The organism is Clostridium intestinale DSM 6191, from assembly GCF_900130055.1.
Taxonomy (GTDB): Bacteria; Bacillota; Clostridia; order Clostridiales; family Clostridiaceae; genus Clostridium_T; species Clostridium_T intestinale.
On the sequence record NZ_FQXU01000007.1, the window covers coordinates 182227 to 208281 of the forward strand.

Annotated in this window: 21 protein-coding genes and 1 other annotated feature (1 of these 22 only partly in view); of the genes, 2 read left to right on the forward strand and 19 right to left on the reverse strand. The window is 30.0% G+C overall.

The features are described from left to right. Nucleotides 1–43: 43 nt before the first annotated feature. The 4 genes from BUA92_RS11855 to ychF all read right to left on the reverse strand — a co-directional run bounded on the left by BUA92_RS11855 (nt 44) and on the right by ychF (nt 3313). A complete protein-coding gene (locus BUA92_RS11855) occupies nt 44–547 on the reverse strand; it encodes a cell division protein FtsL (protein ID WP_139259337.1) in 504 nt (167 codons plus the stop codon). 18 nt (nt 548–565) lie between these two features. After that, a complete protein-coding gene (rsmH, locus tag BUA92_RS11860) occupies nt 566–1498 on the reverse strand; it encodes a 16S rRNA (cytosine(1402)-N(4))-methyltransferase RsmH (RefSeq protein ID WP_073019804.1) in 933 nt (310 codons plus the stop codon). Nucleotides 1499–1510: 12 nt separating this feature from the next. Further along, nucleotides 1511–1939, reverse strand: coding sequence for a division/cell wall cluster transcriptional repressor MraZ (gene mraZ / locus BUA92_RS11865; RefSeq protein ID WP_021801413.1), 429 nt, complete (start codon nt 1937–1939; stop codon nt 1511–1513). Nucleotides 1940–2215: 276 nt separating this feature from the next. Continuing rightward, the gene (gene ychF / locus BUA92_RS11870; protein WP_073019806.1) at nt 2216–3313 is read right to left on the reverse strand and encodes a redox-regulated ATPase YchF; all 1098 of its coding nucleotides are present in this window, start codon (nt 3311–3313) and stop codon (nt 2216–2218) included. 145 nt (nt 3314–3458) lie between these two features. Here ychF and pdaA point away from each other — a divergent pair, with 145 nt between their 5' ends. After that, nucleotides 3459–4229 (forward strand): delta-lactam-biosynthetic de-N-acetylase, encoded by a 771-nt coding sequence (gene pdaA, locus BUA92_RS11875; RefSeq protein ID WP_073019809.1) that lies wholly within the window; start codon nt 3459–3461, stop codon nt 4227–4229. Nucleotides 4230–4298: 69 nt separating this feature from the next. Here the strand turns inward: pdaA and BUA92_RS11880 are convergent, their stop codons facing one another. From BUA92_RS11880 to BUA92_RS11920, 9 genes are all read right to left on the reverse strand, one after another. Further along, complete coding sequence (locus BUA92_RS11880; RefSeq protein ID WP_073019811.1) at nt 4299–4940, reverse strand: cyclodeaminase/cyclohydrolase family protein; 642 nt, start codon at nt 4938–4940, stop codon at nt 4299–4301. Between the two features lie 19 nt (nt 4941–4959). Beyond that, on the reverse strand, nt 4960–6207 hold the full coding sequence (locus BUA92_RS11885; protein WP_073019813.1) for an O-antigen ligase family protein: 1248 nt from the start codon (nt 6205–6207) through the stop codon (nt 4960–4962). Next, nucleotides 6204–7343 (reverse strand): glycosyltransferase, encoded by a 1140-nt coding sequence (locus BUA92_RS11890; protein ID WP_073019815.1) that lies wholly within the window; start codon nt 7341–7343, stop codon nt 6204–6206. The genes BUA92_RS11885 and BUA92_RS11890 overlap by 4 nt, the downstream gene beginning before the upstream one ends. Nucleotides 7344–7350: 7 nt before the next feature. Beyond that, nucleotides 7351–8625: a glycosyltransferase family protein gene (locus BUA92_RS11895; RefSeq protein WP_073019817.1), complete on the reverse strand. Its 1275-nt coding sequence runs from the start codon at nt 8623–8625 to the stop codon at nt 7351–7353. Next, nucleotides 8625–10154 carry a murein biosynthesis integral membrane protein MurJ gene (murJ, locus tag BUA92_RS11900; RefSeq protein ID WP_073019819.1) on the reverse strand — a complete coding sequence of 510 codons (1530 nt, stop codon included), beginning with the start codon at nt 10152–10154 and terminating at the stop codon, nt 8625–8627. Before murJ ends, BUA92_RS11895 begins: the two co-directional genes overlap by 1 nt. Continuing rightward, complete coding sequence (locus BUA92_RS11905; protein WP_073019821.1) at nt 10151–10873, reverse strand: WecB/TagA/CpsF family glycosyltransferase; 723 nt, start codon at nt 10871–10873, stop codon at nt 10151–10153. The genes murJ and BUA92_RS11905 overlap by 4 nt, the downstream gene beginning before the upstream one ends. Before the next feature lie 207 nt (nt 10874–11080). Continuing rightward, complete coding sequence (locus tag BUA92_RS11910) at nt 11081–12172, reverse strand: tetratricopeptide repeat protein (protein ID WP_083553502.1); 1092 nt, start codon at nt 12170–12172, stop codon at nt 11081–11083. A 65-nt stretch (nt 12173–12237) separates the two neighbouring features. Beyond that, nucleotides 12238–13968 carry a phospho-sugar mutase gene (locus tag BUA92_RS11915; protein WP_073019825.1) on the reverse strand — a complete coding sequence of 577 codons (1731 nt, stop codon included), beginning with the start codon at nt 13966–13968 and terminating at the stop codon, nt 12238–12240. A 158-nt stretch (nt 13969–14126) separates the two neighbouring features. Further along, a complete protein-coding gene (locus tag BUA92_RS11920; protein ID WP_073019826.1) occupies nt 14127–14735 on the reverse strand; it encodes a 50S ribosomal protein L25 in 609 nt (202 codons plus the stop codon). 139 nt (nt 14736–14874) lie between these two features. Between BUA92_RS11920 and BUA92_RS11925 the strand changes: the two genes are divergently transcribed. Next, on the forward strand, nt 14875–16347 hold the full coding sequence (locus BUA92_RS11925) for an aminotransferase class I/II-fold pyridoxal phosphate-dependent enzyme (protein WP_073019827.1): 1473 nt from the start codon (nt 14875–14877) through the stop codon (nt 16345–16347). Nucleotides 16348–16396: 49 nt separating this feature from the next. Here the strand turns inward: BUA92_RS11925 and BUA92_RS11930 are convergent, their stop codons facing one another. The 6 genes from BUA92_RS11930 to pheS all read right to left on the reverse strand — a co-directional run bounded on the left by BUA92_RS11930 (nt 16397) and on the right by pheS (nt 25944). Then, nucleotides 16397–16834 (reverse strand): 2-thiouracil desulfurase family protein, encoded by a 438-nt coding sequence (locus BUA92_RS11930; protein ID WP_073019828.1) that lies wholly within the window; start codon nt 16832–16834, stop codon nt 16397–16399. Nucleotides 16835–16937: 103 nt separating this feature from the next. Beyond that, a complete protein-coding gene (locus BUA92_RS11935; RefSeq protein WP_073019829.1) occupies nt 16938–19295 on the reverse strand; it encodes an endonuclease MutS2 in 2358 nt (785 codons plus the stop codon). Nucleotides 19296–19307: 12 nt separating this feature from the next. Beyond that, a complete protein-coding gene (locus BUA92_RS11940; protein WP_073019830.1) occupies nt 19308–21635 on the reverse strand; it encodes a U32 family peptidase in 2328 nt (775 codons plus the stop codon). A gap of 140 nt (nt 21636–21775) precedes the next feature. Then, complete coding sequence (locus BUA92_RS11945) at nt 21776–22354, reverse strand: cell division protein ZapA (RefSeq protein ID WP_073019831.1); 579 nt, start codon at nt 22352–22354, stop codon at nt 21776–21778. 171 nt (nt 22355–22525) lie between these two features. Beyond that, complete coding sequence (pheT, locus tag BUA92_RS11950) at nt 22526–24904, reverse strand: phenylalanine--tRNA ligase subunit beta (protein WP_073019832.1); 2379 nt, start codon at nt 24902–24904, stop codon at nt 22526–22528. 20 nt (nt 24905–24924) lie between these two features. Then, on the reverse strand, nt 24925–25944 hold the full coding sequence (gene pheS, locus BUA92_RS11955) for a phenylalanine--tRNA ligase subunit alpha (protein WP_073019833.1): 1020 nt from the start codon (nt 25942–25944) through the stop codon (nt 24925–24927). A gap of 54 nt (nt 25945–25998) precedes the next feature. Further along, nucleotides 25999–26055 (reverse strand) — a binding site (T-box leader); it runs 150 nt beyond the window's last position.

Genomic DNA, 26055 nt, shown 5'->3' on the forward strand with positions numbered 1-26055 from the left:
ACTAAACCCCCATATTATTACTGATACAAAAACTAAGATGCACCTACCAAAGTGCATCCTTTATGTTTTCAAATAGGCCGTTTTTCATATCTTTATTTAAGTTATTTTCATTTAGAGAAAAATTATTTTCAGATAAGTCTATCTTTATAACATTTTCTTTTTTGGGCGTTGTCATTCCTAACCCGTTTTCAGCATTGTTTTTAATGCTAGATAAAGATGAAGCCTTTAATATCTCAACATTTAACGCCTCATTTTCTGCTACTACTGAATTTATTTTGTTATCTAGATCAGCTATGGAGTTTTGTATTTTATAAACGTGGGAATCTCTCATTATAGTCGCAAATCCAAGTACAAAAACTAGAGTAATTACTTGCCCAACTCCGCTTCTGATTTTCTTCCTTTTCTCATTTATTCTTATGTTTCTTTGTTTTTTGGCTTTCTTTAGCTGCTCATATTTTTCCCAATCAAATTCAGTCTGTTTTCTTTTTGGACTTAATGCTGTATTACCTTTTATATAATCATATTCCTCTAATTTCAATTTATTCACATCCCCATTCTTTTATACCTAAATCTTCTCTAAAACTCTCAATTTTGCACTTCTACTTCTAGGATTAACTTCTATTTCCTCATCTGTTGGTGCTATAGCCTTTCTAGATAAAACTTTTACCGTTGGCTTTTTCCCACACGCACATATTGGAAACTCTTTTGGACATTTACAAGGATTCTCTAAGTCTCTAAACTTATTTTTAACAATTCTATCTTCTAAGGAATGAAATGTTATAATTGCTAATCTTCCATTGCTATTTAGTTTTTTCACACTATCATCTATAGCTTTATCCAATATTTCAAGTTCACCATTAACTTCTATCCTTATAGCCTGAAAAGTTCTTTTAGCTGGGTGAGGACCATCTCTCCTAGCTTTTGCTGGTATAGCAGCTTTAATAATATCTACTAGTTCTAATGTTGTCTCTATAGGTTTTTCATTTCGCCTTTTTACTATAAATGAAGCAATTCTTTTACTAAACCGCTCCTCTCCATAGTCTTTTATAATTCTATATAAGTCCTCTTCTGAGTAATCATTGATTACATCGTAGGCACTAAACTCCTTATCTCTATTCATTCTCATATCAAGAGGCGCATCTTGCATATAGCTAAATCCTCTTTCACCAGCATCTAGCTGATAAGATGAAACGCCTAAGTCCATAAGTATTCCATCAACTTTTTCAATGTTAAGTTCTTCTAAGATATCATAAATATTATGAAAATTGTTATGCACATATATAACATTATTGTAGTCTTTTAACTTTTCCTTTGCTGCATTTAATGCATCTGTGTCTTGGTCAATTCCTATTAGTCTTCCATCATTATTTAAGTTACTTACTATATGCGATGAATGACCTGCGCCACCCATTGTACAATCTACATAATAACCTTGCTTTTTAATATTTAACGCTTCTATACATTCCTCAAGCAATACTGAGACATGTTTAAATTCCATTAATACCACTCCTTAAATGCCTAAATCGCTCATTTTTTCTGCCAAACTGTCATAATCTATATTCTCATCGTTATATTCATTCCACTTGTCTTTGCTCCAGATTTCTACTCTAGTAAGTACTCCAATACTTACTATTTCCTTTTCTATCTTCGCATATTCTAAAAGATTTTGTGGTATTAACCCTCTTCCTTGCTTGTCTAACTCTATCTCAGTGGCTCCAGAAAAGAAAAATCTAACAAAGGCTCTAGCATCCTTATTTGTAAGTGGCAATGACTTTAATTTTTCTTCAAGTATTTTCCATTCGTTTAAAGGGTATGCATATAGGCAACCATCAAGCCCTTTAGTTAAGATGAATTTATTGCCTAATTCTTCTCTTAACTTTGAGGGAATAATCATTCTATTTTTGGCATCTAGTCCATGATTATACTCTCCTATAAACATTTCACACCTCAAAAACTACTTTCTATTTATTCTACACCACTTTTCACCACTTTTAACCACTTGATATATATATTCTATAGTAAATTAGAAAAACCTTCAATATTTTAGAAGGTTTTTTTAATATTTTTTTAAATTAGTCAAAGTTATTATTATACAAATTAGTATAGTTCTTTAATAATTATGCAAATATGTATTGATTTCTTACTAGATTTCCAAACAAAAAAAGATTGCTACACCCAAATATAGGCATAACAACCTTTTAACTCCAGAGATATATTATACGTTAAATCTAAAATTAACTACATCTCCATCTTTCATTACATATTCTTTTCCCTCTAATCTATATAATCCTTTTTCTTTTGCAGCAGCTTCTGATCCTAATTCTGCTAAAGCATCAAAAGACACTATTTCAGCTCTTATAAAACCTCTTTCTATATCTGAGTGAATTTTTCCAGCTGCTTGAGGTGCTTTAGTCCCATTTACTATCGTCCAAGCTCTTACTTCTTGAACTCCAGCAGTTAAGTAACTCATTAGTCCTAAAAGTTTGTAGCTAGTTCTAATTAGTTTATCTAAGCCAGATTCAGTAAGTCCATACTCTTCTAACATTTCTGCCTTTTCTTCTTCCTCTAAACCTGATAGTTCTTCTTCTAATCTAGCAGCTACAATAACAGTTTCAGAGTTTTCACTTTTAGCATGTTCTTGAACTTTTTTAACCAAGTCATTTTCAAGATTTCCACTCATCATATCATCTTCAGATATATTACATACATATAACACAGGTTTTGAAGTTATTAAAAATAAAGATTTTACAATTTCATCCTCTTCTTCTGTAACTTCTAAAGTTCTCACTGGTTTATTATCTTCTAAGTGAGCTTTAATTCTTTCCATTAAAGAATATTCTGCTTTAGCTGTTTTATCTCCAGATCTAGCTAACTTCACGCTTTTTTCCATTCTTCTCTCTAAAACTTCTAAATCAGAAAATATTAATTCTAGATTAATTGTTTCTATATCTCTTATTGGGTCAACTGATCCTTCAACATGAACAACATTTTCATCATCAAAACATCTAACTACATGACAGATAGCTGCAACTTCTCTTATATGAGATAAGAATTTGTTTCCTAATCCTTCTCCTTTTGAAGCTCCTTTAACTAAACCAGCTATATCATAAAATTCTACTGAAGTATAAACCTTCTTTTTTGAATTATATATCTTCTCTAATACATCTAATCTTTTATCAGGAACAGCAACAACACCAACATTCGGTTCTATTGTACAGAATGGATAATTAGCTGATTCTGCTCCAGCTTTAGTAATAGCATTGAAAAGAGTGCTCTTTCCAACATTAGGTAATCCAACAATTCCAAGTTTCATTTATGTACATTCCCTTCTTTCATTTGTCTATCCTTTAAAATTATACTTTATTAAGTTTTTTATTTCAATAAAAGAAAACCAATATTGGAATAAAGTACTCTACTAAATATTTTAGAAATACAAAAACTATTTTTGAGGTGATAAAATGAAAAATATAAGTAAGGTTTTAAGTTTAATTTTTATTAGTTTAAACATTTTTGCATTTAATACAAATGCAGAAGATTTTGATAGCAAAGAATATGATTGGTACTTTCACTCAGATGTTAAAGGTCAAACGCCCTCTTCGCCCAAAGAAACCGCTAAGTTTAATTCTAAATATTCTACCTATTATTTAGGTAATACACAAGAAAAAGTTATATATATTACTTTTGACCAAGGATACGAAAATGGAAATACCCTTAAAATTCTAGATATATTAAAGGAAGAACAAGTACCTGCAGCTTTTTTTGTTGTTCGTCCTTATTTAAAAGATTACCCTGATATAGTTAAAAGAATGGTTGAAGAAGGTCATATCGTTGGCAATCATAGTTCTCATCATCCTTCAATGGCATCAATAAGAGATGAAAAAAAGTTTGAAAAGGAATTTAAAGATGTGGAAGAACTTTTTTCTGAGATAACAGGAAAAGAGATGCCTAAATACTTTAGACCACCTATGGGAAAATATTCTGAACTTTCATTAGCTAGAACTGAAAAACTAGGTTACAAAACAATCTTTTGGAGTTTTGCTTATAGAGATTGGATTCAAGAAAAACAACCTAGTGAAGATTTTGCAATAAAAAAGATAACTGAAGGTTTTCATCCTGGTGAAATAATGCTACTTCATTCAGTCTCTAAAACAAATACTGAAGTTCTTAAAACTATTATTAAAGAAGCTAAAAATCAAGGATATACCTTTAAATCTTTAGCCGAATTATAAATATTAAATAAATTAGGTCTTTAGATATTAAAAAATCTAAAGACCTAATTTTTATAATTAATTCAGTTTTTAACCTTCAATAATACTATAAACCTTACCTACAAACATTTCTTTTTTCTCAATTGACTCTTTAAGTATATTATCTATTTCATTATTGACCGAAGCTTTAAATTCTTCATTAGTTAAATAAGCTAAATTAATCTTAACATTCATAATTGCACTTTCAATTGTAGAATGAGTAAGAATTGCTGAAACTCCAGCATCAGAAATAGCTCCCTTATTCCCATACTTAACCCCAATCTCTATTTCCTTATATAACTCTAAAGCTTTTCTCGCTAAATTTAGAGGAGCTTCTAAAGCCTTTATTGTGTTTATTTCTATTTCTTTATTTCTAAATCCTACTTCTTCCTCAGTACCTTTGGGAAGTTTATATGAATTCATTAAACCTTCAAAAGCGCTTTTATCTTCTTCCATTGCCTTAAAAAACTCATTTTTTAAGTTTTTAGTTCTTTCTATAGAAACCAATACCAAACTTTTCTCTTCATCAGTTAAATTGTTAAAAGCTTTTTTGTTAACAGTTAAACTATAAACCATGTTATTTAATCCTGAGGCTAAAGCTCCAACTAAAGCAGCAACACTTCCACCTCCTGGTGTTGGTTTTTCTGACGATAAATCTTCGATAAATGCTTCTAAATCTAAATTTTTAAACATATCTTCACCTCTCTAAATACTATTTTTTCTCAACTAATCTCACTGCATAACCCATATACGTCCAAAAAATAAGTGAGATAAAACTAATTATAAAGATCAAATTACTTTCAAAAAAATTCACGCCTACAATTCCAAAGCATAGAGAAACTAATATAGTAATTTTAGTTTTGTAATATCCTTTCAACATATCGAGTTTATATACAATATAAACAAATACTGAAGTTAAAATTAATACAAATATTATTAGTGAAGGTAGTCCATATACTACAGCAATCTGTATAAATATATTATGAAGTCCACCTGCTTCTATCCCAGATAAAATTACTACTCCATATTTCTGCATTTCTGGTAATAATTCAATTAAATTAGATACCATACTAGAATTGCCTATCCCAAAAATTGAATTTTGTTTTATAGATTCAAAAGCCGTTATCCATAACTGTGCCCTTCCACTTAAAAATACGTCCCATGAAACTTTAATATTAATAATCGAGATTGTAATTAAAATTATTATTGAAATTATAAATACAGTTCTCATTGAAATGTTTTTCCAGTATACAAAAATTATCATAATTATTAAAGCAAGTATTAGTATAAAACCACTTCTGCCTTTGGAATAAAAAAGAGCTGCTCCATTTAATAATAATACTATCCCTATTATTGCTCTTATTATATTGTTTTTAAACTCAACCAGCAAATAAATTCCGACAATTATAGCGATTGCTGCCGCTAGTCCTAAAGAGTTTTCATGAACATATAATCCAGTATTATTCCCGTTTTGAATATCAAATCCATAGTTTTGCCCATTAATCACTATATTTATTTTTTTAAAAATTATAATTAGAGATCCTATTGACAATAATGATGAAAAAATAAAATATACTAAAGAAATAATTTTAACTTCTTTTATAAGTTCTTTCTTACTTTTTAAATCATCTACATAGAACATCCCAAAAAATAGAATTAGATTTATAATTATAATCTTAATATTTTCCCCATTTCTATATCTTAAAAAAACTAACAAAACAGAACTTACTATAAATATACAAAGAAATATATTATGAAGAGTAATTTTTTCACTTAATAATCTGACAAAATTATTTATAACTAAAATAACACCCCATACTATTAATAGTTTAGTTATTAAATTTAATTTAGGTATATTGGAAAAAATAGTTATAGTGCAAATACTTACAATTAAGTAAGCTAACTTAAAATAAAATCCATCCGTAATATAATTAAATCCCCTTTTTAATAAATCAATCATAGTAATTCTTTATAAACTCCTTTTAATTTATTTATAATCACATCTCCTGAATATTTATAAATAGCTTCTTCTCTAATCTTATATGGGTCAAATTTCAACTCATTATTTTTCATATAGACTAGTGCTTCAGCTAATTTATCTATATTTTTTTTATCAATAATAACCCCATTTGTATCAGTTATTATGTCTTCTGCTCCACCATTTTTAGTTCCTATAATTGGTTTTCCACTAGCTATGGCTTCAATATAAACAACTCCAAATGTTTCATATTCTGATGGCAAAACAAAACAATTGCATCTATTCATCTCTCTTGCAACTTCTTTTCTTGTTAAGGCACCTAAAAAAATAGTTTGTTTATCTATACCTACTTGTGCTGAAAGATCTTCAAGGTATTTTTTTAAACTTCCATCTCCGCCTATTATTAATTGAACATTTTTGTTCCCCTTAAAGCTTTTTGCAAAGGCTTCTATAAGTGTTTCTATTCCTTTTCCAGATTCCAAATATGCACATGTAAAAAAAGTAAACCTATCATAATGTTCATCTTTTCTAATGTCAAATAAAGATAAGTCAACAAGATTGTGTATAACTCTGATTTGATTATTTGTATAGCTTTCAAGTTCCTTTTTTAATCCATTTCCAACAGCTATCAACCTTGTACAATTATTATAAACTTCAAATATATATTTCTTATATGACTCTCGCACATACTGACTATTTTCTAATGACGTGTGCTCAGTTACAACTAATGGAATATCATATTTTTGGCTTAAGTAATGCCCAGCTATTCCCCCCCAAAAACACGAATGGGCATGTATAATATCTATCTTGCCTCTATCTTTTACTATTTTTTTATATAATTTATCCATTCTTCTATTGAAACTTTTAAACATCAATGGATTTTTAGGTAAGTAATTAAAATCTTTATATCTATAGGTTTCTAAATCTGATTCTGAATTTACAGATATACCTCTTTTATCTTTTATTTTTCCTAGATAAGTAATAGGCCATATTTCATTATATGCTACGGTCACTTTAACTCCCGATTTGTGTAGTTCTTTAAATTGCTCTAAAAAAAAGCTTCCATGAACTTTTTTTCTTTCTGAAGAATACCAAGACGGAATAAGCATTACATGCATAAAATCACTATCCTCTCAATATGTCATTTAATCTCAAAGCTACTTTATCCCACTCATAATTTTCATCTGCTTTTGGATATATCCCCTTTTCAACCTTGTCAATTAATTTTAGTATACTAGCTTTAATATCTTCTGAATTATTATCACAACTATAACATTTATAATGATTCTGAACTAATTTCTTTATAGGGTCATTTGGATCTCCATATATGTTTAATATCCAAGAATCAGTTCCAAAATAATCATATATCTTTCCTGGTATCTGTTTTGATTTTTTATTTCCAAATAATAGTAATATTTCTCCATTAATCATATAGTTTAATGCCTCATCAAAAGCAATTCTCGGAGAAATTGTAATAGCTTCTTCATTTGAAAGCTTATATCTTATTTCATCATTATCTATATTTCCAAAAAACAGTATATTTAATTTATTATAAATGTACTTATCTTCAAGCTTAATTTTTTTAATTGCCTCAATAAATGGATTAACATCTCTCAATTTTGAAAATATCTCTCCTGCATATATAATATTAACTTTATCTTCTTTAATAAGCGCAGGCTTTTCTCTGCCTTTAATCTTGTCATATATCTGCTTATCATAACCCCTATTTAAAATAAACGTATTATCAATTGGTATGTTATATGTATTCACATAGTCATTTCTATTTTCATCAGTAACGAATATTAATTTATCACTATTCTTTACCACAAGATTCTCTAATTTTTTTTCAATTAGTTTTCTTATGCCCATATTTTTTTCTCGAGTAGAATCTTTGGTCCACGGGTCACTCCAATAAGTAATCCATTTTAAGTCTTTAAACTTTCTTTTTATAAGGTATGCACATATATGGGATGATGGTGGCTCATGCATAGAAAATATGACATCAAATTTTTCTTTACTCACTAGTTTTTTCCCATATTTAGAAGCTTTAAAAGCCCAATATAAATACATATCAGGTATTGCCAAAGAATTTTTTATCATTCTAGCTAATGATGTTTTTTTAGAACTTCCTTCTAATTTCCTATCAAAATTCATAGTTTTTTTCTTTGGCATAATTTTATTAAATAATTTTCCACCATTTATAGCATGTAATTTTATTGAACTATTCATCATTGAAAAAAGTTTACTGTCATAATATATAGAGTCCTTAGGGAAATCTACCGTTAATAGATGAATTTCATTTCCTTTAATGTTGTCTAGCTTGTTTAAATACTGTAATGTTTCTATGGCTGCTGAATTATTTATTAACGGAGAATAACAAGCAATAAAAAGTATTTTCATTATTTCCTCCCAATCTTCTTTCTAATAATAGAATTCAATTCTTTAATTTCATCTATTTTTAATAGCATGCACATAATATAATATATAAAAGCACCTGCTACTGTCATTATAATCATGGTCAGTTTGCCCATATCACCACTGTTGTTTAAGTTTAATATAGTTAATGTAACCCCCATTATTATAGATGCAAAAAAAACTTTAGCTAACTTAATCATAGTACTTTTAACTTTGAAATCTTTGATTATTTTTTTCAGGGTTAATATTAACATACAGCTTGTAACCATCATTGCACTAGATGTTGCAATAGCTATACCTATAACACCAAAGATTTTTGATAAGGTTACACTTAAAATTATATTTATAACAACACCTATAATTCCATTTATTGTAGTTTCTTTTGTTTTTCCCATAGAAAAAAGAGTTGAGTTTAATATATCCCTAAGTGCAGTAAAGAAAATACCTATAGCATATCCTATCAATGCCATTTTAGTTAAGCTAACCGCCTCAATTCCAAAAGCTCCTCTCATATATACTATCTTAATTATTTCTTCATTTAATACTAAGGCACCTACTGTTATTGGAATTAAAAAAATAGCACTATATGTTATTGTTTTAAGTATATACTCTATAAAGCCTTTATTGTCCCCAGAATTTTTTTTATTGGCCATTAATGGATATGTTACAGTTATTATAGATGAAGTTATTATAGTATTTATAAGTACTATTAACTTTTGTGCATAATCTAATGCTGATATACTCCCTTCGCTTAATGTTGCAGCAACTTTCTTATCTACAACCATATTTAACGAATTAGCTCCAGCTCCAATTATTACTGGCGCAATCAGTAACAAAGCCTTCCTTATACGCTCATCTTTCATATCAATACTAATCTTGTATATATAACCATGTTTTATAAGTGATGGTATTTGCACTAAAACTCTAAAAAAGTTTCCTATTACATTTGCTATAGTTAACCCTTCAATAGTATAATTTTTGAAAACTAATAAATATGCTATCATTGGAGCATTAAAAAACAATCCTAATATTGAAGGAATTATAAAATCCTCATTTACTTGTAAAAGCGATGTAAAACAAGCGTTAAATGATAAAAACAACAGATTGATTATAGTTATTCTAGTTAACTTAATAGCTAATTCAAGTGCTTCATTATCAAATCCATTTGCAATAAAGGATACTATCTCTCTTGTAAAAATTAATGAGAAAATAAATATAATAATTGATACAATAGAAAGCATAGTTATAAACTTATTAGCATAAGCATACATATCTTTTTTGCCTTTTTTAGCAAGTTCCTCGCTTAATATAGGTAAAAATGAGGTTGATATTGCTAACCCAATAACCATAAATATAGTTTCGGGAATAGTAACAGCTACATTATAGGCATCTGTATACATGCTTGCACCAAAATTATTACCTATTAATAAATCTCTTATTAACCCAAGACACCTGCTTAGAAGAGATACAATCATTACAACTGCAGTTGACTTTATTAAATTACTTTTACTCATGATTTCCCCTTAAATCTATTAATTAAGACTAACCACAAAAACTTAGGTATAGCCCCTAATCTTTTTATTCTCCAAGGTTCCTTACTAACTCTGTAAAGCCACTCAAGTCCTAAACTTATCATCCACTTAGGTGCTCTATTTACATTGCCTGCAAAAACATCAAAGCTACCTCCAACTCCCATAAAGATTTTACAAGGAAGCTCATCCATGTATTTAGATATAAATTCTTCTTGTCTAGGAGACCCCATTGCTATAAAAATAGCGTAGGGATTTTTTGATTTGATATCTTCAGCAATTAAGTCAGAATCTTCTTTTTTGAAATAACCATTTTTCATTCCAACGATGTTTAGCTCTGGATATTTCATCAAAAGATTTTCGCTACATTTAAGCAGCACCTCTTCCTTAGCACCTAAAAGATAAATTCCTTTTCCTTCTCTTTCAGATTTTTTTATGATTTCACCCATAACTTCTATTCCTGGAATTTTTTCTTTAACAGGCGTACCTTGTATTTTTGAAGCTAAAACCGTTCCAACACCATCAGGTATTATAATTGAACTATCTTTTCTAAAATTATCTCCCAATGTTTTATTATTTAATCCGTTAAATAAAACCTCTGGATTCCCTGATATTATGTTGACTTTAGGATAGCTGTTTAACAACTCAATTAATTCCATTTTTGTATTTTTGTAGATTTTAAAACCTAATATATTTATAAACATACTCTCCATCCTTAACTTTGATCTGATATCTAGCCACTGTAACACTCCCAGCCCCTATTAGGTGGGAGATAACAGTGGCACGATCCTAGATAAGTTCAACTAAGATTCAAATGGGGATAATACCCCACCTGAATCAAGTTTCACTTGATATTTAAATATTACCATAAAAGATTAGCTATAAAAAGGAAAGTAATCTACTTGTAACCTTTAATTAAATCTTTTTATGTATTCTTTAATTTCTTTTACAATCTCGTCATCTTTGTTTATTTTTTCTGCAATTTCTAAATGTAATCTTGCTTGTTTTAAATCTCCTGAATTTAAATAACACATTATTAAATTAGTGCAGATCTCTATATCTCTAGTTGCTTCAAAGGCTTTTCTAAAATACTTTATAGCATTTTCAAAGTCTTCTAAAGAAGCATAGTTTATACCCATTTCGTTTATTGTTTCAACTATTGAACTATCAATTGCTATACTTTCATTTAAGTAATAGATTGCTTTTTCATAATTTTCAAGTTTTCTATAACATAAAGCTACGTAATAAAATAAAGACGGATTATCCCCAAATCTATCAAGTAAAGGAATTAGCTTTTTTAAAGCCTCTTTAGGATTTCCTTCTATTAATTTTTTCCCATTTTCATAATCTAAAGTATCTTCAAGTTCAGCTTTCAAACTTAAGATGTATTCTTCTGGTTCTCCGCCAGAATTTAAATATTCATTTATATAAACGTAGGCTTTTTCATTATTTCCCTCATCATTATAAATCAAAGCTTCATAGATACTTGCTTTATGAGAGTTTGGATTTAGATATTTATATCTATCTATGTCTTCTTTAAATACTTCTGTAAAACCTTTATCTTGTTCCCTTATTGTTTCACCAATAAGAAATAATTTCTCCCACACTTCTTCCTCATTAGTTACATTAGTTAACCCTCTTAATAGTATATAAGCCTCATCAAAAAGATTCTCTTTTATCTTTTTTGCTACTGCACTTTTTATACAAGGTATTGAGTCCTTAATGTTTTTTAATAAAGTTATATAATCTTCATTAAATTTCAGCTTATCATCTGCTCCTAAGGCAAAACTCATTCCTTCAATAAAATCATATATAGGAAGATTTTTTATTTTTATTTCATTTTCTATATTTGAAGCTAAATAAGTAGTGTTTATAGGTACAAATAACTCTTTATTTTTAAGTTCTAAGTTTGATATATTAAGTGCTTTAATAAAACCTTCTTTATTTAATTCTAAAAATAATAGCTTTGATAGTTTTTCTTTAAATAAATTTCTATAATCCAAGATATTTTCTCCTTTTCCATATAAGAATTAAAAGCTATCATCACCGAAGGATGATAGCTTTTTTATTAATTTAAGTTTTTTTCAATTAATCCTCTAACAGCTTCTTTAAAGCTATTTAAGTTTTCTTCTGAATTTTCTATAGAATTACCTTTTACAGCAATATATAGTTTCATTTTAGGTTCTGTTCCTGAAGGTCTTACTACAAACCATGAATCATCCTCAAATATAAATTTTAATACATTTGATTTAGGTAAATCAAGAGTTACTTCAGAATTAAGGTTCATATTTTTTTGAGTACTTAATTTATAGTCTTCCTTTAATGAAAGCTTAACTCTATTTAATTCAGTAAATTCAGTACTTCTAAGATTTTCAATACACTTAGCTATCTTTTCTTGACCTTCTTTACCAGTTAGTTCAAAAGATTCAAGAGCTTCTTTATAGTAGCCATACTTTTCATATAAAGCTAAAAGTCCATCATAAAGACTCATGCCATTTTCCTTATAGTAAAGAGTCATTTCAGCTATAAGCATTGCAGCTACAACAGCATCCTTATCTCTTGCATGGTCTCCTATTAAATATCCATAACTTTCTTCAAATCCAAATAGATATTTATGACTGTTATCTTTCTCAAAAGCAGTCATTTTTTCTCCAATATACTTAAATCCAGTTAAGGTATCCATTATTTCAACATTATAAGCCTTAGCTATATCATTAGCCGACTCAGTTGTTACTATAGTTTTTATAACTACTCCATTGTCTGGAATTTCATTTCTTTCGCTTAAAGAACTTAATATATAATGTGTTAAAAGCATTCCTGTTTGATTACCTGTTAAAACTTTATAATCTCCAGTTTTATCTTTTACCACTACCCCTATTCTATCACAATCAGGGTCAGTTCCAAAAATTATATCTGGTTCTGATTTTTCAGCCATTTCTAAAGCTAATTTAAATACCTTTGGATCTTCTGGATTTGGATATGGAGCTGTTGGGAAGTTTCCATCTGGAAGTTCTTGTTCCTTAACTACATTTACATTTTCATAACCAAGTTCAGCTAATACTCTTCTTACTGGAATATTTCCTGATCCATGTATAGGAGTATATATTATATTTAAATCCTTTGCTTTTTCACTAACTAATTCTTTTCTTATAGTAGCTTTTTTAATTGCATCTATATATGCTTTATCTACATCTTCTCCAATGTATACTAATAATCCTTTTTCTAAAGCTTCTTCTTCGCTTATAGTTTTTATTTCTTCAAAACCTTTTATATCTTTTACGTATCCTATTATCTTGTTTGCATCTCCATCGGTTACTTGTCCACCGTCTGGACCATACACTTTATATCCGTTATATTGCTTTGGATTATGGGATGCAGTTACTACTATACCACCTGAACAGTTTAAATGTCTAACTGCAAATGATAATACTGGTGTTGGCTCTAACACTTTAAACAAATATACTTTTATACCGTTTCCACATAAAGTTAAAGCTGCTGATTTAGCAAATTCTACTGACATATTTCTTGAGTCATAAGCTATTGCTACTGATCTATTATCATCAAAGTTTTCTAATAAATAATTTGCGAATCCTTGAGTAGCTTTTCCAACAGTGTATGTGTTCATTCTGTTGTCTCCGTAACCTATTACTCCTCTTAATCCACCTGTACCAAATTCAAGATCTCTATAAAATCTATCTTCTATTTCCTTTTCATCATTAAGTTGTTTAAGTTCATTCTTGACTTCTTCTGATATAACTTTGGATTGTAACCATTCCTCATATCTAATTTTGTAATCCACAAAAATCCCTCCTTAAATGTGCAAATCCATTATACACGAATTTACAGTATATGAAAACACTTTTATGTAAGTTATATGGTAACAAAAAGGTAAAATGCTAATGAATCCTATGTTAATCATTAGCATTTACTACTATAATCCACATTTTTTATTACAGATTAATTTTTCTTTTTATCTTCTTTTTCTTCTTTTATTTGCTCTTCATTAATAGCCATATCCATAGATACGGTATTTCTTTCATAACTTATAGCTGCTACAACTGTATTTAAATCATCTATTATTGAAATTTCTTCTCCAACTTCAACATCACTTAACCTAAACACTGAACCAACTGAACCGTTAGTTATATCTACATTTATTGATTTTGGTAAGTTGTCTGGAGTACATTCAACCCTAACTGCATTTCTTTCTTTTTGAAGTACAGCTCCTGCTTTTCCTACAAATTCTTCACCAGTAAAGTTTAATGGAACATATGAAGTTATCTTCTTATCTCCACTTATCTTCTCTAAATCAATGTGTACTAATTTTCTTGTTAATGGATCACGTTGTATTTCTTTTATAAGTGCTTTATGATTTTCACCTTCTAAATTGATATTTACAAATCCATGTCCTCCATTTTGTAAAATTTCCTCATTTAACTCTAATTCAGAAATTTCAAAGAGCATATTTTCAATACCTTTACCGTAAATTACCCCTGGTACTTTACCATTTTTTCTGCTTTTTCTCCCACTATGTCCAATACTTTTAATTCTTTTATTACATTCCATATTTATCCCTCCTCCTCTGTATTATTGACAAGAATAAAATATTTATTCTTTTTAAAATTTTTTTATTGAAATGAGGGTTTTGGTAAAATATAATAGTAGTGTTTTTAAATTATTAGGTAAACGAAAGAGGTGTCCATACATGTATAAATTAAACCAAAATGAAACACCCTTATTTGACGCATTGATGGAATATGTCAATAATGAAACAATTCCCTTTCATGTACCAGGTCATAAAAAAGGTAATGGCATTGAAAATGACTTTAAAAAATTTATAGGAGATAACCCATTTAAAATAGATGTAACTGTTTTTAAAATGGTTGATTCCCTACACCATCCAACAGGACCAATAAAGAAAGCACAAGAGTTAGTTGCTGATGCTTATGATGCTGATGCTTCCTTTTTCTCTATTCATGGAACATCTGGCGCTATTCAAGCTATGATTCTTTCTGTTGTTGGCGATGGGGACAAAATACTTATTCCTCGTAACGTTCATAAATCTGTTACTTCAGGAATTATCTTAAGTGGAGCTGTTCCAGTATTCATGACTCCTGAACTTGATAAACAGTTAGGAGTTGCTCATGGTGTTACACCTGAGGTTGTAGCTGAGTCTCTACGAAAAAATCCTGATGCTAAAGCAGTATTAATCATAAATCCAACTTATTATGGAGTTGCTACTGACATTAAAAAAATAGCTGATATTGTTCATAGCTATGATATACCTTTGATAGTTGATGAAGCTCATGGGCCTCATTTAGGATTTAATGATTCCCTTCCTTTATCATCATTAAAGGCTGGGGCAGATATATGTGCTCAAAGTACTCACAAAATAATAGGTTCATTAACTCAAGGATCACTTTTACATGTTAAAAGTAAACTTATAAATCCAAAAAGAGTTCAACAAGTTTTAAACTTACTTCATACAACTTCACCATCATACATACTTATGGCAAGTCTTGATTGCGCTAGAAAACAAATAGCTTTAGAAGGAAAAGAACTTCTTGCAAAAACTGTTGAGCGTTGCAAAAAAGTAAGAGATGAAATAAATAAAATCCCTGGACTTTATTGTTTTGGAGAAGAAATACTCGGAAAACCTGGCGCTTTTTCCTTTGACCCAACTAAGATTACTGTAAATTGTAGAGAATTAGGTTTAACAGGTTATGAATTAGATACTATATTAGCTACAAGATATCATATACAAGTAGAACTATCCGATCTTTATAATGTTCTTGCTGTAGGATCTTTTGGAGATACGGAGGAAGCTTTAAATAGTTTAGTAACTGCTTTAAAAGAAATTTCTAAAGAGCATTCAGAAAAAAGTAACATAAAACCAGACTTTTTAGATATACCTGATATCCCAGAGATGAAAGTAAATCCTAGAGCTGCATTTAACTCTAAAAAAGAAACTTTACTTCTTGAAGATGCTGTAGGAAGAATAAGTGCAGAATTTTTAATGGCATATCCACCAGGAATACCTGTTTTATGTCCTGGGGAAATTATAACCTTAGAAGTTGTTCACTATGTAAAAGATCTTAAGAGAGCGGGCCTTTATGTTCAAGGAACTGAAGATCCTAATGTTGAACACATTAATGTACTAAGAGAAATAAGAGTTTAACAAAACTTGATGGGCCTATCAAATTAACTTGATAGGCCCATCATTTATTTTAAATATATTCCTTTATTGCTTCATGATAATTTTCTTCATTAAATACCTTTATTCCATGTTTATCAAGAATATCACCAGTTAGTCCATTACCTTTTTTCCTTATGCCACTAAATGTACCATCATAAACCTCCCCAAATCCACAGGAAGGAGAATTCTTTTTTAATATAGCAACCTTACAGTTCATAAGTTTTGCTATATTCATAGTTTCATGGGCCCCTTTTGTGAACTGTTCTGTGACATCATTCCCTTTATTGTCTATCACTAAATCCCCTCTTATTTCAGCTGGATTTCTTGGTGTTGATAGCCCTCCTAACTGTTCTGGACATACTAATACAGCCTTTCCAGATTCAATTAGTTTTTGAAGTTCTTCTTTGTAAGTATTTTTACCATCATATCTGCAATTAACTCCCGCTAAACAAGCACTTACTAAAATCATCTTTTTCTCTCCTGTAGAAACCCTTCTTTTCAATAGTTTCATTAAATTCTTTATAAACAAATGATTAGATTGACGCTGAGAAACGCGTCTACCACAACAAGGTTTACTTCAGTTGAACTACTGTTACTCCAGTTCCACCTTCACCATACTCACCTAGTCTATAACTTTTTACATGAGGATGTCTCTTTAACATGTCATTTATAGCTTTTCTTAATACCCCTGTACCTTTTCCATGTATTAAGGATACTTCTCCTAAGCCTGCCATATAAGCTTCATCTAAATACTTATCTGCATCATAACAAGCCTCTTCTGCATCTAACCCTCTTAAGTCCACAGATGAACTAACTGATTTTAAGTTTAGATTAACTTGTTTAGATGACTTTTTCTTTTCTTCTTTTATTCCTTCAGCTATAACTAAGTCTTTAAGTTTAACATTTATCTTCATAATACCAGCTTCAACTTTAACTTCACCTTTGTTGTCTGGCATTGATATTACTACAACTTTTTGATTTAAAGAAGGTAAAAAAGCTTCCATTCCTAGTTTAACTTCAGCTATCTCTTTTCCTTTTTTCTTCTTTTCCTTGTTTAATTCTGCTTCAGCTTTGTCTAAGTTATTTCTAAGTTTGCTTCTTTCTTCTTCAAGTCTTTTTCTGTTTGTAGAAGATACACCATCTCTTTCAAGTTCTCTCATAGTTTTTAAGATTTCATCAGCTTCTTCTTTAGCATCTCTTAAAAGCTGTTTAGCTTCTCTTCTTGCTTCAGAGTAGGCATTTTCTCTCATCTTTTCTAAAGATTCTAACTTGCTATTATACTTTTCTTTAAGCTTTTCAGCGTCTATTTTTAAAACTTCTGCTCTTCTAGCATCTTCTTCTGCTTTTATACTCTTTTCTTGCAAACTTTGTATAAGATCTTCAAACTGAAGTGATTCAGAAGATATACTTTCTTTAGCATCTTTAATTACACTATCACTTAATCCAAGTCTTCTAGATATCTCAAAAGCGTTTGACTTACCAGGTATTCCAATTAAAAGTCTGTAAGTTGGTCTTAAAGTTTCGACATCAAACTCAACTGAGGCATTTTCTACATTTATAGTTCTAAGTGCATATCCTTTAAGCTCACTGTAGTGAGTTGTAGCAACTATCTTGCAGTTTCTTTTTCTTAAACTCTCAAGTATTGATACAGCTAAAGCAGCACCTTCAGTTGGATCTGTTCCTGCTCCAAGTTCATCAAAAAGTACTAAAGAATTTTCATTTGCATCTTCCATAATCTCAACTATATTTTTCATATGAGATGAGAAAGTTGACAAACTCTGCTCTATACTTTGTTCATCTCCTATATCTGCAAATATGTTTTCATAATAACTTATAGATGAATTATCTCTAGCAGGTATTAGTAATCCACTCATACCCATAAGATGTAAAAGCCCTATAGTTTTTAAAGTTACAGTTTTTCCACCTGTGTTTGGTCCAGTTATTATTAAGGAAGTAAACTCTTTGCCAAGGTATGATGTTGATGGTACAACTATCTTGGAACTTATGAGTGGATGTCTTCCTTCTATGATATGAAATGAACCATCAGTATTTACTATAGGTGCAACACCGTTTATGGAACTTCCATATTTAGCTTTTGCAAAGATAAAATCTAGTTCAATTAATATATCTAGATTTCTTTTTACTTCATCCTTATTGTTATAAACTCCCTTAGATAAAGCAGCTAATATTCTTTCTATTTCTGCCTTTTCCTTTAGCATAAGTTCTTTAATTTCATTATTTAGATTAACTAAACTCATAGGCTCTATAAACAATGTAGCACCTGATGAACTTTGATCATGAACAAGTCCAGGTACTTGCCCTTTATGTTCAGACTTTACAGGAATAACATATCTATCCCCTCTTACGCTATATAAGTTGTCTTGAAGGAACTTAGAGTTATCTCTTATTATTCCACCTATTCTTTCTCTAACAGAAGAGTTCTTTTCCTTTAAGGATCTTCTGATGTTACTTAAAGTGCTACTAGCTCTATCTGATATCTCATCTTCACCAACTATAGCAATTTCTATGCTTTCTTCAAGTTTTCTTAAAGGAGTGATTCCTTCACATATTTCTTCAATAATTTTATGATCTTCTTCCTCTTCTTTTCTCTTTATATAATCAAGAAACTTTCTTGAGGATCTTAACATATTCCCTATTCTAAGTAATTGAAGAGCATTTAAAGTACCTCCCTTTAATGCCCTAGATACTCCATCTCTAACATCATAAAACCCTTCAAAAGGAGGGTTTCCCTTAGTCATAAGTAAATTTAAAGCTTCTCTTGTCTCTTGTATATGTTCTTTAATTTCATAAACATTATCATAAGGCTTTAACTCTTCTATTAACTCTTTAGCACCAGCTGTTATTGCATATTCTTTTACCAGTTCTTTTATTTTATTAAATTCTAATATCTTTATAGATCGTTCTTTCATTAACCTTCTCCTTTATTCTACTCCTCTTCTATAATGACCTTTGGTATATTCTTTATTTTCTAAAGGAGTCTTATCTTTTAAATAATTTAATATTTCCTTAACTTCTTCTTCCCCTTCATCAATGAAATCAAATCTAAAACTTGATACACCTTTTTCTTTAAGTTCTTCCATTTCATCAATTAGATTAATAGGGGCAGAGTTATATATATAGGCCCTACAGAATTTATCTGTTAACACTCTAAAGTCCTTATTCATTCTATCAACAAGCATAAATTCATCATTTACACATGGAGCTGAACATTCTTTATTAGAACATTTTCCTCCAACAATACTTCCTACAGGACAATATTCTGATATCATAGATTCTGTTTTCCCATAAACACACATACCTAGATTTTTTTCTTTAGATAGTATATTCATGATTTCTTTTCTATTTAATTCTTGGCTTAAATATGGATATACATTATTTTCTTTAAAGAATTTCACCACTGAAGAATTAAATATGTTGCTCTTATAATCACTTATTATTAATATTCTGTTTTGAAATCTCTTTATTATTCCTAAATTAGATGTAATTATCCCTTTAAATCTATGTAGATTCTCTTCTATTTCTTTAACTAAAACATTATACTCTTGTTTTATTATATTAGGTACCTTTAAATATAAGTTAGGCCCATCAAGACCATCTAGATCCTTAAGTCTTATACCTGACATGTTTTTGTTGTAAATACTGATGCCTATATCATGGGCCTTTTCATCTACTAGGGCCTTTAGTTGGGCCTTAGTGTTAGCTATGAAAAGTAAATTAGGCCCGTCAACATCTAAAATCTCTTGTTTTTCATGTTTATCTGATATCTTGATATCTTTTTTATATCTAAGCTTCACATTTTCTTCAATCTTTTCTATAAGTAATCTTCTAGCATTATTTAATGAGGATACTGGCAAAAAGCCTTCTTCATAGGATTTAAACTCAACTTTAGTTATCTTAAAGGCAGTTTCTCCTGATTTCATCAAAGATTCTTGAATTCTTTCTTTAGATAAAGGTTTGTTTTTAGCTATTTCAACATTTTCTCCATAGACCTCAAAGTTTTCTCCCATATACCTAGTTCTTAATATGATAGGCCCATGTAAGTTGAATTCAACATCACAAGATATATCAACCTTTCTATCATAAATGCTGTTGTAGGTTGATTGTAAACTCTTAAGCAATAAGTTATCAGAGGTTTTATAAAGAATATCACCTTTTTTATATTGATTTGGGATTAACTTTACTTTGTCTCCTTTACTTGCTTTCTCAACTTCTTTTCCATCAAGTAATATCTTAGCAACAGTAAACCCACCTTCACCTATTCTTATCCCATCCTTAAGAGAAATATCATCATCTAATAAGACAAGTGAATTCTCAACAACTTTACCTACAAAAACTCCTGTATTTTTAGGATATTTATAAGCCATCATATCTTTACCTTCATTTTTGTAAAGATATGCTTTTGAAAAACCTTCCCTATTAAAAAGCTTCATTAATTGCTTTTCACCATTTTTATTTTTGTTACCATCAATGGCTTTTCTATACTCAGACACAACTCCTGCAACATACTCTGGCCTCTTCATTCTTCCTTCTATTTTTAATGAAGAAGTCCCAGTTTTTAATATCTCTTTAACATCATCAACTGTGCATATGTCCTTAGGGCTTAATAAATATCCTTTAAACTCTTTTCCACCATTTATTGATTTTAGGGTATAAGGAAGTCTACAACTTTGAGCACATCTTCCTCTATTGCCACTTCTTCCTCCAATCATGGAACTCATGAGACACATGCCTGAATAACACACGCATAAGGCTCCATGAACAAATATCTCAGTTTCTATGCCCATATCTTTAGATATATACTCAATTTCATCTAATGATAGTTCTCTTGATAACACTATTCTCTTAAAACCTTTTTCAGTTAAGAATAGTGCCCCTTCTGGATTATGTACTGTCATTTGAGTTGATCCATGTATCTCTAAATCAGGAATTAGCCTTTTTAAGTTTCTATAGGCTCCTAAATCCTGAAGTATAACACCATCAATCCCCATTTTATATAGGTCCTTCGTATATTCTAAGAGAGAATTCATTTCCTCTTCTTTTATTAGAGTATTTATTGTAACATATATCTTCACACCATATAGATGAGCATAGTCTACTGCCTTCTCCATATTCTCTTTATCAAAATTCGATGCATATGCCCTTGCAGAGAATTTATCTCCCCCAAGATATACAGCATCGGCTCCGTTATTTATGGCAGCATATAAACTTTCCATACTTCCTGCTGGAGCTAATAGTTCTATTTTATTCATTCTTCATCTCTCCTGTGGTTTTTCTGATGTTTAAACTATCATATTTGTATACTTTAAGCGTTGCACTTCTTGTGAGTACATGTTCAATACATATTAGCCTAACCCATGCGACAAAAAAGGAGTATCCTAAACTCCTTAATTTATCTATGTTTTTTAGTATTTAATAATATATTTTGCCCACTTTTTTCTCTTGCAAGCTTAAAATTAATATCCATATATTTTTTTTCTAAATCAAGTACTTTATATTTATAATTATTCAATTGAAAATTAACTTCCTTATTTCTACTCATCAATGTTTTGTTTTGTTCTTTTGTCTTTTTGTATTGCTCTTCCATTATGTCTAACTGACTTTTATAATCTTCTACTTCTTTAATTAAATCTTCAGAATTTGTGTTTTCTATTTCCTTTAATTTCTCATTTAAAGTTTCTATTTCTTTAACCTTAATATTAAACTCTTCTTCTAATTTCTTGTAGTTCTCTTTTAGACCTTTACACTCTTTCTCTAATTTTTCACATTGTAAGTCACTTTTAAAAAGTTCATCAGCTACATTTATTCCAGCTAGCACAGTTGCCGCCGAATAACTAAGTTTTGGATTTTTTTCACACAGTTCTTGTATTTTACTATCTATATATTCTGCAATACCTTTTAAATATTCTTCATTTTCTCTACCCTTTAAATTATACTCTATACCATTAACTTTAACTACAACCGAACTCATATTTCACCTCTAGCTTATTTGTCTTTACTTAATTTTAACACAAACATTTCTTCCTGTGAATAAAGTAGAACTAGGTTCGTAACCTTTTTTACACCACAGTTTTCTATTAATTGACTTCAATGTTTATAAAAAAAGACCAAACTACATCAATAGTTTAGTCTTTTTTCGATATTATCTAAGTTGAGCTCCAAGTTTGTACTCTAAGCTTCTTAAAATCTTATCATGAACCTTGTTAACTTCTTTATCAGTTAAAGTTTTATTTTCATCTCTATATGCAATTGCATAAGCTATGCTCTTTTTACCTTCTGGTGTTTGCTTACCTTTGTATACATCAAATAAACTTACCTTTTCAACTAAACTTCCGCCAGCTTTTACTATAGTGCTTTCAATATCTCCAACTAAAACTTCATCATCAACTAAAATTGCTATATCTCTAGTCACTGCTGGGAACTTTGGTAATGGTTTATACGCTTTTATTGTATTTGAAGCTTCATATAAAACATCTAAGTTAAGTTCAGCTAAATATCCTAAAGTATCAATTCCATAGTTATCTAAAAGGTCAGGATGTATTTCTCCAAATACTCCAGCTTTTTGTTTTCCAACCATTAAAGCAGCTGTTTTACCAGGATGATAACAAACATTATCTTTTTCTCTTTCTAAAGATATCTTAGTTATTCCTAAAGCATCTAAGATGTTTTCAACTACACCCTTAAGATCTAAATAGTCACAATCACCATACATACCTATATTTAGTATGTTGTTCTCTTTTGGAAGTGCATTTTCATCTTCATTAGGTAAATAAGTTCTTCCTATTTCAAATAATCTTACATAGTCATTGTTTCTAGTGTAGTTTCTCTTTAAAGATTCCATCATTGATGGTACAGTAGTTGTTCTCATAATACTGTAGTCTTCACCTAGTGGATTCTTTATCTTAACTGCATTTCTAAGCACACTATCCTTAGGTAAGTTAATCTCATCAAATACCTTTGGAGATACAAAAGAATAACTTATTGATTGATTCACTCCTGAAGATAATAATGTTTCAATAAGAAGATCATCTAATCTTTCTTTTCTGTACTTTGGTTCTCTATCTGTAGTACTTGTGCTTATAGTTGTTGGTACCTTGTTGTATCCATATATTCTTGCTATTTCTTCTGCTATATCTTCTTTAATATGAACATCTATTCTAAAAGTTGGTACTGTAATTACAAGGTCATCTCCACTTACAGTAGTTTTTAGTTCAAGTCTGTCTAAGTAAGTCTTCATATCTTCTGCAGGTATACAGGTACCTAAAAACTTGTTAACCCAAGTTACAGAAACTTTCATTTCATGACTTTCTTTCTTCTCTGGATAAACATCTAAAGTTCCTTCCATAACATCTCCACATCCAAGTTCTTGTACTAATGCACAAGCTCTATCTGCTGCAAGTAATGTTAGGTTTGGATCTATGTCTTTTTCAAATCTTGAAGATGCTTCTGTCCTTAAGTTAAGTTTTTTAGAGTTAACTCTTATATTCGTTCCATCAAAGTTTGCAAACTCGAATATAACTTCAGTAGTATCTTCTTTTATTTCTGAGTCTAACCCACCCATGATTCCAGCAAGTGCTACTGTAGTTTCTCCATCTTTAATACAAAGCATAGAGTTATCAAGGTTTCTTTCTATCTCATCAAGAGTTGTGAACTTTTCACCCTCTTTTGCTCTTTCTATAACAATATGACCACTTGATATCTGTCTTTTATCAAAAGCATGCATTGGTTGACCAAGCTCAAGCATCACGAAGTTTGTTATATCAACTATGTTATTTATAGGCCTAACACCTGCATCTAAAAGTCTTTCTTGCATCCAAGCTGGTGATTGTGCTATCTTAACATTTTTAACTCCTCTTGCTAAATATCTCTTACATAAAGAGTCATTAATAGTTACTTTTAGTTCATCTTCAATATTCTTGTTACTAGTTGAAGTATAAGATAAATTAGGCATAGAAAAATCTCTACCTAAAGTTGCAGAAGTTTCTCTAGCTATACCTATAACACTTAAACAATCAGGTCTATTTGAAGTTATTTCAAAGTCTATAGTTTCTTTGTTTAACCCTAGAACTTCTTTTATATCTTTTCCAAGTGGTGTAGCTGGATCTAATATCATAAGTCCATGAACTTCTTTATCTCCTGCTATTCCCAGTTCTTCCTCAGAGCACATCATTCCATTAGAAACAACTCCTCTAAGTTTGCCCTTCTTTATCTTTAAGTCGTTAGGAAGTATCGCTCCATGAAGAGCAACTGGAACAACATCTCCTTCTTTCATATTTTTAGCTCCTGTAACTATTTGAACTTCTTCCTCTTGAGCTACATCAAGCTGACATATAACCAACTTTTCTGCATCTGGATGAGGTTCTATTTTAACTAGCTTTCCTGTAACTACATTTTTAATCTCATCACCTGAAACTATAACTTCCTCAACCTTAGACCCTGATAAAGTTAATCTATCTCCAAGTTCTTTTCCATCTATATCAATATTTATATAATCCTTTAGCCAATAAACTGGTACTTTCATTAAAACTACTCCTTTCTAAATTAGAATTGATTTAAAAATCTCATATCACTTTCATATAGAAGTCTTATATCATCTATTCCATACTTAAGCATAACCATTCTATCTACACCGAATCCAAAAGCAAATCCGCTATAAACCTCTGGGTCTATTCCACAATTTCTTAAAACATCTGGATGAACCATTCCACAACCAAGTAATTCTATCCAACCTGAACCCTTACATACTCTACAACCTTCTCCTTGACAAACAAAGCAAGTTGCATCCATTTCAGCTGATGGTTCAGTAAATGGGAAATGGTGAGGTCTAAACTTAGTTTGAACCTTATCTCCAAACATCTTTTTTGCAAATAATTCTAATGTTCCCTTAAGGTCTGCAAAAGTTATTCCCTTGTCTATAACTAACCCTTCCATTTGATAGAAGATTGGTGAGTGAGTAGCATCAACTGCATCACTTCTATAAACTTTACCAGGTGATATCATCTTAATTGGAGGAGTTTGTTTCTCCATTACTCTTATTTGTACTGGTGAAGTTTGAGTTCTAAGCACTAAAGAATCATTAATGTAGAAAGTATCTTGCTCACTTCTAGCTGGATGATTTTTAGGTATATTTAAAGCTTCAAAGTTATAATAATCAAGTTCAACTTCTGGACCATCTTCTATAGTGAATCCCATAGATATAAAAATTTCCTTCATAGATTCTAAAGTTAAATCTAGAGGATGTCTCTTTCCTATTACTGCTTTCTTTCCAGGCATTGTTATATCTATAACTTCACTTTCAAGTTTTGCATTTTTTTCTTTTTCTTTAATTACAGTTAAGATCTCATCTATCTTAGCTTCAATCTCAGCTCTAACTTCGTTTGCAAGTTTTCCTATAAGAGGTCTTTCTTCAGCTGATAATCCTCCCATACCTCTTAATATTCCAGTTAACTCTCCTTTTTTACCTAGATATTTTACTCTAAGTGTTTCCATCTCTTGAGAAACATTAATGTTCTTAAGTTCAGATAATGCAGCTTCCTTTATTTCAATTAGCTTATCTTTCATAATTAAAATCTCCTTTCTTTATCTTAAAATAAATAAAAAAATCCCCGTCCCAAATAAAGGGACGGGGTATCCGTGGTACCACCCTAATTAGCCGAAGCTCACTTAATTCAA